Origin of the sequence: Maridesulfovibrio ferrireducens, assembly GCF_900101105.1 — a bacterium.
In the GTDB taxonomy this organism is placed as follows: domain Bacteria; phylum Desulfobacterota; class Desulfovibrionia; order Desulfovibrionales; family Desulfovibrionaceae; genus Maridesulfovibrio; species Maridesulfovibrio ferrireducens.
Genome location: NZ_FNGA01000005.1, coordinates 1 through 13,702, shown reverse-complemented (window position 1 = coordinate 13,702; position 13,702 = coordinate 1). Strand labels below are relative to the sequence as shown.

The 13,702-nt window shown below is 43.9% G+C and carries 6 protein-coding genes; 4 read left to right on the top strand and 2 right to left on the bottom strand.

Annotation, left to right across the window (positions count from 1 at the left end; translation table 11 throughout):
• Positions 1–37 precede the first annotated feature (37 nt).
• From BLT41_RS14685 to BLT41_RS14670, 4 genes are read left to right on the top strand one after another with little or no spacing between them, the layout of a single operon-like run.
• Positions 38–2,275, top strand: coding sequence for a type I secretion system permease/ATPase (locus BLT41_RS14685; protein ID WP_244512297.1), 2,238 nt, complete (start codon positions 38–40; stop codon positions 2,273–2,275).
• 9 nt (positions 2,276–2,284) lie between these two features.
• Positions 2,285–3,616: an HlyD family type I secretion periplasmic adaptor subunit gene (locus BLT41_RS14680; RefSeq protein ID WP_092162494.1), complete on the top strand. Its 1,332-nt coding sequence runs from the start codon at positions 2,285–2,287 to the stop codon at positions 3,614–3,616.
• A 6-nt stretch (positions 3,617–3,622) separates the two neighbouring features.
• On the top strand, positions 3,623–4,333 hold the full coding sequence (locus tag BLT41_RS14675) for a transglutaminase-like cysteine peptidase (protein WP_092162492.1): 711 nt from the start codon (positions 3,623–3,625) through the stop codon (positions 4,331–4,333).
• 21 nt (positions 4,334–4,354) lie between these two features.
• On the top strand, positions 4,355–6,427 hold the full coding sequence (locus BLT41_RS14670) for an HD domain-containing phosphohydrolase (protein WP_244512296.1): 2,073 nt from the start codon (positions 4,355–4,357) through the stop codon (positions 6,425–6,427).
• Between the two features lie 228 nt (positions 6,428–6,655).
• On the opposite strand, the gene BLT41_RS14665 is transcribed toward BLT41_RS14670, so the two are convergent.
• Positions 6,656–7,984, bottom strand: a complete 1,329-nt coding sequence (locus tag BLT41_RS14665; protein ID WP_092162490.1) for a TolC family outer membrane protein — start codon at positions 7,982–7,984, stop codon at positions 6,656–6,658.
• A gap of 123 nt (positions 7,985–8,107) precedes the next feature.
• Positions 8,108–13,702 (bottom strand): tandem-95 repeat protein (locus BLT41_RS17510; protein WP_170830385.1); only part of this gene is annotated, 5,595 nt, incomplete at its 5' end.

Here is a 13,702-nt window from a genome sequence, read left to right as displayed (position 1 = left end):
AGAGTATAACTAATAAGAATATGTGAGTGTTTTCAATATGCCGGATAAGAAACAGCCTTTTGCCGCGGCTCCAGAAATGCAGGCTCAAGATCAAGAAAGTGAGCCTTTACTTGATGAAAATCCTTTGAAGCCGGATGAACGATTATCCCCCAAGGATATTGATTTCCAGCCTCCTTTAGTGATTTGTCTTTCTATCATAAGCAGACTCATGGGTAAGCCTGTTTCTTCGGCAACTTTGAAGGCTGGCATTCCGCAACAGGGCGGGGTCATTACGGCGGCTTCTATCGTCCGGGCCGCAGAACATATCGGAATAAAAGCAAAGACCGTACACCGTCCTAAATTAAGATCAATATCAAAGCTGGTGTTACCCAGTATATTGCTTATGCGGGGTGGTAATGCTTGTGTGCTGATTGATACCACAGAGGATACAGCGCGTGTAATGATCCCGGGTAACGGGATGGATGAATCTGAGATTCCGTTAACTGAACTTGAGGACGAATATACCGGTTATGCCATTTTTACTCACCGGGCGAGTAAGCTTGATAAGCGGGCAAGCGAGTTTAAATTAGTTAAAGCTAAACGCTGGTTCTGGGGAACAATATTCAGTTTTTGGCCCATTTATAAACATGTTATCGGCGCTAGTGTTATGACTAACCTCATAACTATTTGTGCTCCTTTGTTCGCAATGAATGTTTACGATAGAGTTATACCTAATAACGCTATGGATACTTTGTGGGCGTTGGCTATTGGTGTCGGGATAGCTTATTTCTTTGATTTTTTGCTAAAAAATCTGCGTAGTTATTTTGTTGATGTTGCCGGACGAAATGCTGATGTTTTGATTGGTAGTCGGCTTATGCAGCATCTTATGTCCGCCAGATTGGACCATATGCCGGAATCAGCCGGAGCAGTTGCAAATAATATACGTGAATTCGAGTCGTTAAGGGAATTTTTCAGTTCCAGCACTTTAGTGGCCTTTATTGATATGCCGTTCCTTCTTTTGTTTATCTGGGTAATTTATTTGATCGGCGGACCGCTGGTTTTCCCTGTAATCGCGGCAGTTCCGATTGTAATTATTGTGGGGATTCTTATTCAGATTCCTTTTCAGCATATAATTGAGAATCACTATAAAGAATCCACTCAGAAGAATGCGCTTTTGTTTGAAATAGTTCACGGCCTTGAAACTATTAAAACCAGTCTTGCTGAAGGACGTATGCAATCCCGCTGGGAAAACGTTGTGGGTATGAGTGCCCATTCCAGTAGTAGTGCAAAGGTTATGGCTAATATTTCTATTACGTTTTCTGTGCTTGTTACTCAAATGGTCAGTGTCGCGATTATTATCCTTGGAGTTGTTCTGATTTCTAAAGGTGAATTAACGGTGGGTGGATTAATAGCGTGTAACATACTGTCCGGCAGAGCTATGGCTCCTTTGAGCGCTGTTGCAGGATTGCTTTCCAGATATCAGCAATCCCGCATGGCTTTGGGGGCACTGGATATGTTAATGAAGCTGCCTAGCGAGAGGCCTGATGATAAGGAAACTTTTCATTATGCCGGAGGTGATCCCTCGATCACATTTAAGGATGTTTCATTTAGCTATCCGGGTACGGACAAAGCTGTGCTCAATAATGTTAATCTTCATATTAAACCCGGTGAAAAGGTCGGAATAATCGGCTGTATCGGTGCTGGTAAGACGACTTTAGGTAAACTTTGTTTAGGACTTTATCAGCCTGTTGAAGGCAGTGTGAAGCTCGGGGACATCGATTTAAGGCAAATGGATGTTGCGGATTTGCGAAGGAGAGTAGGGTATGTTGCTCAGGACAGCCTGCTTTTCTACGGAACGTTGAAGGATAACATTGCTTTTGGATTACCGGAAGCAGATGATCAATCTATCAGATATGCCGCAGATATTGCGGGTGTTACTTCTTTTGTAAAAGACCATCCAGCCGGTTTTGGTATGAAAGTCGGTGAACGAGGCTCGTCACTTTCGGGCGGACAGCGTCAAGCTGTTTCCATAGCGCGTACTATACTTCTTGATCCCGAAGTTTTAATTATGGATGAGCCTTCCAGCAACATGGATAATCAATCTGAGATTCGACTTAAAGACAAATTGCGCCCTTATGTTAAGGACAAGACTCTTATAGTTATTGCCCATCGACATACTATGCTCGACCTCGTGGACAGGCTGGTGATCATGGATAAAGGAAAAATTGCTGTTGACGGACCTAAGAAGGCAGTGCTGGACGGTTTAAGGTCTGGAAAAATAAAGGTATCTATATGAGGCTGTTTTATGTTCGGTAAAAACAAATTAGACAGTGAAGAACTACTCTTTGTGTCGGAAGTGGATCAGGCTTTGTACGGCAAAGGGCGAAAGTTCACTTATATAATGTATTTGACCATAATGGTGTTTATTGTTGTTTTCGGTGTATGGGCTGAATATGCTGTTTTAGATGAAGTTACCCGCGGATTTGGACGCGTTATTCCCTCTCAGAGAATTCAGGAAATTCAGAATCTTGAAGGTGGAATACTTAGTGATATCTTTGTTTATGAAGGTCAGGAAGTAGAGAAAGGGGAGGTGCTTTGCCGTTTGCAGAATGAGCAGGCAGCCAGTTCTTATCGGGATGCTTACGCTCATTCCATAGAGCACCATGCAGCCATTGCGAGACTCAAAGCTCAGGTTGAGGGAAGGAAACCTGTTTTCGATAAGGAAGTCATCGATTTTGCTCCACAGCTGGTAGAAGAACAATTAATGACTTATCATGCTCAGATGCGCAAAAATGAGATAGAAATTGAACTGTTAGAAGATCAATACGATCAAAAGGTTCAAGAAGTATCCGAAATGAGAAATCGTAAAAGACTTCTTCTTAAGAACCTTCAGGTTGCACTGGAGCAGCGGAATATCGCAAAGCCTTTAATGGAGAAGCAGATTCATTCCAAAATGGATTATCTTGCGTTGGAGCAGAAGGTTCTTGAATTACAAGGTGATGTGGGAGCTCTGACGATGGGACTTCCCAGAGCGATGAAGGCTGTAGAAGAGTTTCGCGGAAGGGTCGATAAATTTAAGGCTGATCTTAATTATGAAATGCTGCAGGAAATTAACAAGCGACGTCTTGAACTTACCTCCCTTACGGAAACACTTTCCACCGGTAGTGACCGAGTTACACGAACTGATGTCCGTTCACCTGTCAAAGGAATCATTAAACGCATAATGGTGAATACTTTGGGAGGGGTTATACGTTCAGGTGAATCCATAATGGAAGTAGTGCCACTTGATGACACCTTGTTAGTGGAGGCAGAGGTCCGTCCTGCGGATATTGCTTTTTTGCATCCCGACCAGAGGGCGATGGTTAAAATTACAGCGTATGATTTTTCTATTTATGGCGGACTGGAGGGCATTGTGGAGCGTATCAGTGCTGATACAATCCAGAATGAAAAGGGTGAAGAATTTTATCTGGTTAAGGTAAGAACAAAGAAAAATGCGATGCTTTATCGCGGAGAAAAACTTCCTATTATTCCGGGTATGACTGCGCAGGTGGATGTTCTGACAGGCAAGAAATCAGTTCTGGATTATTTGTTAAAGCCTATTTTGAAAGCTAAGCAGAATGCGCTGCGAGAGCGTTAATATTTTATGTTGTTCTTTCAAAGCATACGCGCTGTAAGAGCAACTGTTCTGTGTGTTCTGTTTGTGGCCTTTTTTGTAATCGGGACTGAAGAAAGTGGTTTCGCAGGCTCAAAAAAAGTTGTTAAACAAAAAATATTCGGAACTGTCGAGTTCAAAGGTAAGATATCGAAACTACCTAAATGGACTAGAGTTTTGGCCGGTATGAAACAATGGAAAGGATATTTCAGCTCTAAATCTAAAGCGTCTCAAACATCCAAGGCGGGTTGGAAGCTTTTAAAGAAGCAGATTGCTTCCAAGCCGGAGATGGACCGGCTGAGGGCTGTGAACAAATATTTTAACCAGTGGCCCTACCGTTTGGATAAGCAAAATTACGGTGTGACGGATTACTGGGCGACTCCTATAGAATTTTTGAGCAAATCCGGTGATTGTGAAGATTACGCCATCGCCAAGTATTACGCTCTTAAAGAGCTGGGATTCAGCAAGGATAAAATGCGTATTGTCGCTGTCCGGGACAGCATCAGAGGGATAGGACATGCCGTTTTAGTCGTTTATTTGAGTGATGATGTTTATGTTCTTGATAATCAGACAGTTCTCGTTTTGTCGCACGCGAAGTACAAGCATTACGTGCCGCAGTATTCTGTGAATGAGAACTTTAGATGGTTCCATGTGGCACCTGCTAAGAAAACTACATATAAAAAACCGATAAATAAAAAGTAACCATTCAGATGGAGTTAAATCATGGCAGAACAACAATCCCCGATTATGCACAATGAGACGTATCATCCTCAGGAAGATAAGCCGACGAGCAAGATCGTTGTGGTTCTTCTTTTGGTGCTGCTTGTCTCGATAGGGATTTGTTTCGTAGCGAACCAAAGTATTACGGATCGCAACGAAGACTTTTTAGATAATCAGCAGAAACGATTAGCTTTACTCGGCGAAGGGCGAGCCGAAGCAATGGAAACATGGCTGAAACATCTTAGCAAAGAAGGTGACAGGCTGATCAAATCAGATCTTTTCAGGTTGTATGCCTCGGAAGTTGAGGTCTTCAAAGATGATTTATCTTCAATTTTCAGTGTGAGTTCATTTGAGAATGGTGAGCTTACAGAAGATAAGGCAGAACTGGCAGCGCAATTGCCTATGATGCAAAATATGCTCAGAGAGTTTACGACTTATACGGGCTTTGTAACTGCAAGAATACTTAGCACTGATGGTCAGGCTTATATTGCTACGGATGGATATCTTCCTCCTCTTGATGAGGCCCAGATGGCTCTTGCCAGTGACACAGTTACTAATAAAAATGCTCAATATTCACCACTTAGAAAAACCCCGCAGGGGCTTGAGATGGATGTTTTTGTGCCGATGTTTGCTGATAGCAGTGCTTCAAAAGTCGTTGGGCTTTTGATGATGACACAGCAGGTAACAGGCAAAATTACAGAATTACTCTCTAACTCTGCTTTATCCGCAGAGGGGGAGCGTACCTGTTTAGTTCAGAAGAAGGGCGAAGGGTATTTGAATGTTTTGCCTTGGACTTCTGAGGGATTTGCGGAAGTTCCGAATTCCATGGAATTTGAAAATTCCGGTCTTGCTTTTGGTGAACGGGATGGTTTGGATAATTATAAAAGAAAAGTTTATTCTTTAGGTGTCAAAGTTGATTCTCTGGATTGGTGGATTGTTCAGCAAAATGATTATGAGATATCCAGAAAGTCCATTGATGCTTTTACCCGCTCAGTTTATATCGTTTCAATTTTCGCTATTCTCATAGTTATTCTCATGGCCGGATTAGTCTGGTGGGTTCTCGCCAGTGTCAACAGCAAGCGCATGGCAAAAAAATTCGAATGTCTAGCTTCACAGATAGACTGTCAGAAGCGGTTCATTGACAGCATCAACGCGGCTGTGGATGAGTTTATTACCTTGAAGGATATTTCCGGTAAGTACACTTACGTTAATGATGCTTTTGCTGAGGCTACCGGGCGTTCGAAAGAAGATCTTATCGGAATGGATGACGCAGCTATTTTCGGATTTGATACGGCAAAACGTTTAACAGCTCCTGATAAAGCTGTTTGCGGATCTGATCGTAAAATTACTTTCACTGAGTCAGTCTTTTTGCGTTCAAAACGTTATCAGTTTCATATTGCAAAATCTCCATATAGAAATGCTGCAGGCGCATGTCTGGGAGTTGTTTCTGTTTTTCGGGATATTACGGATTTTGTAGCTGTTCAAGAAAATAATAAACGACTTGTTCAACGAGCTATAATGGTTCTTGCCAATACAATTGAGGCCGCAGATCCTCATCTTGGCGGTCATACAAAGCTTGTATCCGGAATCTCCGTGGCAATAGGGAGAATTATGAATCTTTCTGAAACAGATCTTTTGCAGCTTGAGACTGCGGCGAATCTTTCTCAGATTGGTAAAGTTTTTGTGCCCAAAGAGATATTGGTTAAGCCCGGAAAGCTGACTGAAGAAGAAAAGTTGATAATGGAACAGCATGTCGAACACGCTTATAAGATTCTTAAGGATATAGATATCGCCGAAGACGTTATTCAGGCAATTTATCAGATGAATGAGCATTTGGATGGTCATGGTTATCCAAAGCAGCTCAAAGGGGAAGAGATTGTCTTCTTGGCCCGTATTCTGGCTGTTACGAACGTCTTTTGTGCCATGATAAGACCTAGAGTCTATCGCGCAGCAAAATCGACGGAGCAAGCTCTTGATATTTTAGTTTCTGATACTTCGAAGTTTGATCATGAAGTTGTCGAAGTTTTGAGTAAGGTTGTTTCTACCCCTGAAATTGAAAAGTTACTTGCCAGCTAAAAAGATTGTTGAAAGTGTACCGCCCTAAAATAAGTTGACGGTTTTTGGTTACTACATTCAGGCTGTGAAGTTTACTTCACAGCCTTTTTTATGAATAGAGTTTGGCTTTTTTATGTTCAGCCTTTGGCAATTTGAGCTTATTAAATAAGAAAAGTTCATCTTGTTTCTTGCAAATAAAAAAGGGCGTGATCCTAAGATCACGCCCTTTTGAATTATTCTTTATTCTGCTTATTCAGGAATAGTATCGTATGTGGCCGTGGCAACTTCCAGCGTATTCACAAGTGTGCCTTGAAGTGTAAGGAATTTGTAAATACTGAATATCTGATTGCTTCGGGCTGTTTCAAGCAAAACGCTGTTACTGAATACTTCGTTGATTGCGTCAAGAACATCAAGAAGGCTGCGCTGTCCTACATTAAACTGCATAAGATACATATCGCGAGATTCAATGCTGTACTGAAGAGCTTCTTCATGAAGTCTTATCTGGTGTGAGGCGGTCTGGAATTCGCTCCATGCTGTTGCGACCTGACGAGTGAGGTCATCACTGGTATCCTGAAGGTCAGCCTCTACTTCTTTAACACGTGAGTCAGCGGCCTTGGCGTCTTTGTAATCAGTACCGCCGCTAAAAAGATTCCAGGAAATACCGACCATTGCGCGGTTGTCTTGTAAATATGTTTTTGATCCGTCCAGTTGATCTGTGTAACGGGAGCTGAGTTTGAGATTAACGTCAGGATACATGCGGGCCTGAATAACCCCTTTGCTTTCTTCGGCAACTGAGATTTCAGCTTTAGCGACTTTGATTTTAGGGTTGTTCTCCAAAGTCTGGCTCAGGACTGAGTCCATAGTGGTTGGAGCCATACTTTCCATATATTCCGTAGGGGCAAGGGCTTTTGGTCTTTTGCCGACAACCCGGAGGTATTCAGCTTCAACTGTCTGCAAGTCACCGGTGTATGTAACAAGGGTTATTTCCGCTCTTGCTACACGTCCTTTTGCCTGCATTTCATCAGCTCTATTACCTGCTCCGGCTGTAACCCTTTCTGAAATATTACTTAAAACATCTTGGTGGTCTTGAATGTTTTTTTCAGCCAGACTCATAAGTTTGCGTTCCCGCAGAACATTGATGTGTGTGCGGATAGCATCGAGGGCTACTGTTTCAACATTATCGAAAAGTCGTTGTTTTGCTGACTCCAGTCGAGCTTTTTCACGGTCATACTGACTTATGCGTTCCATACCATCAAAGATGTTTTGGGTTAATGTCAGTGAGTTGTCCGAAGCTCCGTTAGAATCAGTGTTTCGGTTTAAAGTTCTGGTGGCAGCACTGTCGTAATTTTGCAGGCCCACGCTTGATGATGCATCAAGTGAAGGGAAAAAACGTCCCAGAGCAGCCGAGAGAGTTTCGTCTACGGCCTGACGATTGAAGAGTAGGGATTTAATTTTAGGATGTTGTTTAACCGCTTCAATGACACTTTCCTTTAAAGAAACAGTTCCGTCGATTTCTGCATGGGCGATATTGAACGTGAACAGAGTTAAAATCAGTATGAGTAGGATAGTTTTTTTCATTTAGTAAGTGTCTTTTGGTGTCTATTAATAATGTTATGACAATTTAAAAAATAGTTAATATCAAATTGAGCAAATAAATCAGCCCGTCTTCATATGAAGATGAGCTGATTTATTTAAGGAATATTAGCTGTTTGTTTCTGGATGGTCAATTATGTTCTGAATGAGATGGTCTATTGCGTCGTTTCCGGACTGAATATGGTCATTTGAAGTATAACCTATATCCGTCAACTCAATTCCCATAAGTTTTACAACGATGTCTTCTGTTCCGTTGCTATCAATGCCGTCGCTGAAGATTATTTCTGTGTGCCCTGCATCGCTTCCTGATGGACCGACGTATTTAGCTGATTCCGCGTGTAGTCCATCACCTAAGGATATCTTATCCATACCAGTGCCGAGGTCATCAACGCTGAAATCAGAGATGGTTATGGTCGTCGGGTTTGCGCTGTCGTCACCGATAAAGGATTTATCGATGAGTATTTTGTCTGCGCCTTCTCCGGTAACTATATAATTGTCACCTGTTCCGGCAATAAAGATATCGTTGCCGCTTCCACCGGAAAGGTGGTCGTTGCCGTCGCCGCCGAACAGTTTATCTGCCCCTGCGCCGCCATCGAGAACATCGTTTCCGATGCCGCCGACTAACTGATCGTTTCCGGCATGACCACTGAGATGGTCATCGCCTTTTCCGCCGTACGCAATGTCGTCACCGCTTCCGCCGTTAAAGACTCCGTTGTCGGTTCCGTTCACAGTTACAACGATGTCAGTAAAGTCATCATCATCTCCGCCAACCGGTCTATGTTGATGATGATTGTTGAACTGGTCGTCCATTCTGATATTTAAAGATTCGCCGTTATCCACATGAACTGATTCCATGTGTTCAATATTTGTACCGTGATTGTACTGTGAATCGTCTTGGTCATTACCGAATAGGTAGCCGGACTCTTCGTTTGCAGGATTGAATCCTTCGTGTGCAAATTTGACGTCGACTATTTTATCATGTCCTTTATCGTCCGTGACACACAATTCAGGAATATCTTTGTGGTTGTATTTAAAAGATAGCGCTGCAGCATTGGTAATGAGATTCGCTTTGTTGGCAATATTCGGTATGAAGAAGAATCGGATGTTCTCATCCGCAGCAAAAGTTTCGAGCGTGCTGCCATGTATTTCCGTGCGACTGTTATCCATGATGATTCTGGGATTGGAAGGATTCCCGTTTTCATCAAGCGTATAGACTCCGAGCATATTCCGGTAGCTGGCCTGATCGGAGTTAAAGATAACTTCCTGTCCGGTTACATCATAGTTAATGATCGGAGCATCGGTTGCAGCCTCAACATTGATAGTCGAAGTTGCGACATTGCTTCCTTCGGATATTGAGCCTTCTGCATCGGTTATTTGTACGGTTACCGTGCGCGGAGCTGTGTTCATGTCGCTTGAATCATTATCAAAGCTGATAGCTTTAATCGCGCTTTCGTAATCTGCCGTACTGCCGTTACCTGTTAACGTAACGACGATATTACCATCTACGGTGTTTATTGAATAAGTTATTCCGTCCGGCAGAGTGTCAACTGAGAGCTCATCCCCGGACTGAGCATCTTGCAGCGTTACAACAGCTCCGCTCATCTGGCTGGAGTCTGAATCGCCGATTGCGATGTTACCGGCAACCGATACGGAGTCTCCATCCACTGAGAATGTTGTTGTGTATCCATCATCATTGTCGACAGTGTTATGGACAGAAAAGCTGACATCATCGCCGTCATTAGCGTGACCGTTATATTCTTCAAAGTCGTAAACTCTTGTCTCTCCGTCGTCGGTAGAGTCAACTTTGAACCTTTCCTGTCCGTCATTGTTGAGGCTTACGTCATCAAAGTAGGCTTTGAAACTCATGGCGTCGCCGTTGTCGTTGACACCTGTTCCCCACCACTGACCAGTATCGTCTTTAGTGAAAGTTATTTCAGAATTTTCGTTGAATCCGGGGCCGGTTCTGTCACCGTCTGTGCCTACACTGTTGAGAACGAAGAAGTGCGGAGTTTGTCCGCTTTCGACATGCTCAAGCAGGTCTCCGGTTTTATGCACGTTTAAAGCATGCTCGCTGTCAGAACCATGTTCATCTGCGTAGCCGTAAAGAACGTTGGTTGCAACGGGCTCTCCAGCTTCATTCAGATAGTAAGTTCCAAGGGCATTGTATCCCCATGAGTCACTGGTATCTATTGCGTCAATGTCGTAAGCCTGACTCAGGTCGATGGTTGGCGCGTCATTGACATGGATGCTGAGAGTTTTTGTGGTCGAGCCACCGTCGCCGTCAGTAACAGTGATATCTAATGTGTAATCGCTACCCTTTTCGAGGGTTTCTCCGTCATTGATGTATATTTCACCGGTATTTTCATTAATCGAGAGCTTGCTTGATGAATCTTTCATGCTGAAAGTAAGATCGGTGCTGTCTATATCAGAACCGATTGCTGTGGCTACAATGCTGGCATGATCTGCAGTTCCGGCTGTTTCCGCTATAGTTATAGCTGTGTCATCGCTGCTGTTGACGGTCTCAATTTCAGTGATGGCGTGCATGCGGATGTTGTCGATAACGTTTCCGTAATCATCTGCATTATGGGATACCAGTTGTAATGTTCCCTCGGTTGTTCCGGCAGGAATGTCGAGGATTACACTTGCGGTTTCAAAATCAATATTATCGGGGTTGAAAGTTGCAATAACTACATTGTTCCAGAGGACGTCTATATTACCGCTGTCCGGTTGCTTTAAATTCTGTCCTCTGTCGAACATATCCAGTTCAAGAATATATTGTCCTTCACTAAGTCCTTCAATATTTTGCGAAATGACCATAGCTTCACCGGCACCGACGCTCATATCAAGAACGTTGTCTCCGTCAGTGGCACCGATGATGCCGTGACGGTTTCCGCTCATAACTTCCCAGTGGTTACCCTCATCCATGACCCATTCAGATGGTCCGGTTCCTCTGCCCCAATCTTCATTCGGAATGGAGTTACCGTTGTTAAGGGTCTCAAAGCTTCCGTTGAGGATGAAGTTATGGGAAGCATCTATTTCCGCGTAAGTTGAACTGGTAAAGCTAAGTTCAGGGCCGTCGTTTACAGCAGCAACTGTGAGGCCTGCTGTTTGCGTAGCCGTGAAATCTGCATCTTTGACATCATAGCTGAACTCAACATCTCCGTTCCAGTTTTCTGCCGGAGTGAAAGTCCATGTTCCATCATCATTGGCAACCAGATTACCTTCGCCTTTCGCCAGAGACAGATTTTCAATGCTGAGAGTGTCTCCTTCGGGATCAATTGATCCGGCAAGCAGGGTCTCTTGAGTTATGTGAATGGAACTTGCCGAGCCGTCGTCGTTTTGTGCATCTTCGTTTATGCTGCCCAGATCTATATGTCTTGCTGTAGGCGCTTCGTTTACGTTGGTTACGTTGATGGTCAAATCATCAGATGAAGTTGTTTTACCATCATCGACCGTTACCGTGATTTCAAATTTGTTATGATCCGCATCTTCATAGTTGATTTCAGCTGTGTCAGATAAACTGATTTCCCCAGTATTAGGATCAATGTCAAAATTGGAGGCATCATCTCCTGATATACTGTATGTCAGAGCGTCACCTTCAGGATCTATTCCTGCAACGCTTGCCACAAAACTGCCTGCCTTTGAATTTTCCGCTATGTTTACAGCAGGGTCGTCAGAAGAGGGAAGTTCGCTTACAGCGTGCATGCGGATATTGTCGATTACGTTTCCGTAATCATCTGCATTATGGGATGCCAGAGTAAGTTTACCTGAAGTTGTGTCTTCGGGAATATTTATAAGAACCCGTCCCGTTTCAAATTCGGTGGAGCCGGGATTGAAAGTTGCAATAACTTCATTGTTCCAGAGGACGTCTATGTTACCGCTGTCCGGTTGCTTTAAGTTCTGTCCTCTGTCGAACATATCCAGTTCAAGAATATATTGCCCTGTGCTAAGTCCTTCTATGTTTTGTGAAATGACCATAGCTTCGCCTTTGCCTACAGCCATATCAAGGACGTTGTCTCCGTCAGTAGCACCGATGATGCCGTGACGGTTTCCGCTCATAACTTCCCAGTGATTACCCTCATCCATTTCCCAGCCGACGGGACCGGTTCCTCTGCCCCAATCTTCATCCGGAATGGAGTTCCCGTTGTTAAGGGTCTCAAAACTTCCGTTTGTGATTAGGTCTGCGGAGTCGTCCAATGCGGAAAATTTTATTTCCGGTGCATCGTTTATCCCTTCAATGTCGAAGGTCAGCTTGGCGGTTGTGCGGGCTCCGTCACTGTCGGTAACGGTATATTTGAAAGTTTCAGTTGCGCCGCTGTCATCTGAGAGAGCATCGGTCGCTTGTTTATCTGCGGTGTAAGAGTAACTTCCATCGGCACTGACGGTAAGAGTTCCGTATTTTCCTTCGATAGTTGAGTCACTGCCGTCATTCGCAACTTGCTGGTTGTGGGAGTGGTCTTCATCATCAGTGAATGAAATATTAACTATGTTCAGCTGGGTTGTACTGCTGCCTTCGTCGCTGTAGTCCGTGTCTTCGGCATCAGTGGCGTGTTCAAGCAGGTTGCCTGTGGAAGGGGCGACAGTGTCGTCGTTGTAGGCTTCAGAGGCAGTGTCGTCGTGTATGTTAAGCAGTGCCGGAGCATCGTTTCTGGCGATAACCGAGATAGTGGATGTCGCAGTGTTGCTGATATCATTATGATCATCGTTAACAGTGACAGTGATAATACGGTCAGCCGTATCTGGAGTTTCGCTGTTATTATAAAATGATACTGAGCGGATAGCGTTTTCAAAGTCAGCAGGGGAGGCTGTATATCCTTCAGCCGCTGACAGGGTAACTATAATCTTGCCGTCAACTTCTGTTGTGGAAGATGTGATGTTTTCCGGTAGGTTACCTACACGCAACAGATCTCCGTCCATGGCGTTGGTCAGCACAATTTCGGCCGTGGTCATTGTTGTGCTGTCTACGTCGGCAATGGTGAGTCCTGCCGACGCTACATATACTTGGCCTGCATCTTCAATAAAGGTTGCCTGATATCCTGTTCCGTCTGATGCTTCGGCTGGGCTGAGGCGGACGACTACGTCTAAGTAATCTTTATCTCCGCCGTTTCTTACATCTTCCATACGGATGATGGTTGTGTCTCCGTCATTTTCAATAATGAAATGACCGGGAGCCGGAGTTCCATCTTTCGCGACGTTACCTGACGTTTCAGTGCGACCATCAAGAGTATCCGGATTGTTTTCCGTTTGGGAAAAATAAACAGATTTAGTTGACGGTACTCCATTTACATTAAGAAGCATTTTCCCATCGTCACCGAAAGTGAAAGAAAGTTCATTGTCTGCAAGGTCCGGGTAGTTTCTACCTCCGTCTGAAATCAGAAAATACTGATAGGAATGTCCTTCGGGTAAAGTTCCAAGGACATGGTCTGAACCAGTGGTCAGCGCATTCTGATCGTTTATAAAAACTTGAGGGTCAGAAGGGTTGTTACCATCAGCGTCAACCTGATAGACTCCGAATATATTGATAAATGATGCAGATTCTTTAACAAACGTCATTTCAAGATGAGCATCGCCATCAAGATCGATTGTCGGTTTATCGTTTTCGCCGCGGATATCCATGCTTAGATATGCACTGCTTTCTGCGCCGTCTGGATCTGTGACCGTGTAAATAAAGTTTTCACGGGTGTAACCATTGTTGCCGTCATT

Bases quoted from the DNA above. Each gene is read 5' to 3' on its own strand.
- BLT41_RS14670 (WP_244512296.1), top strand. From the start codon at position 4,355: ATGGCAGAACAACAATCCCCGATTATGCACAATGAGACGTATCATCCT.
- BLT41_RS14675 (WP_092162492.1), top strand. From the start codon at position 3,623: ATGTTGTTCTTTCAAAGCATACGCGCTGTAAGAGCAACTGTTCTGTGT.
- BLT41_RS14685 (WP_244512297.1), top strand. From the start codon at position 38: ATGCCGGATAAGAAACAGCCTTTTGCCGCGGCTCCAGAAATGCAGGCT.
- BLT41_RS14665 (WP_092162490.1), bottom strand. From the start codon at position 7,984: ATGAAAAAAACTATCCTACTCATACTGATTTTAACTCTGTTCACGTTC.
- BLT41_RS14680 (WP_092162494.1), top strand. From the start codon at position 2,285: ATGTTCGGTAAAAACAAATTAGACAGTGAAGAACTACTCTTTGTGTCG.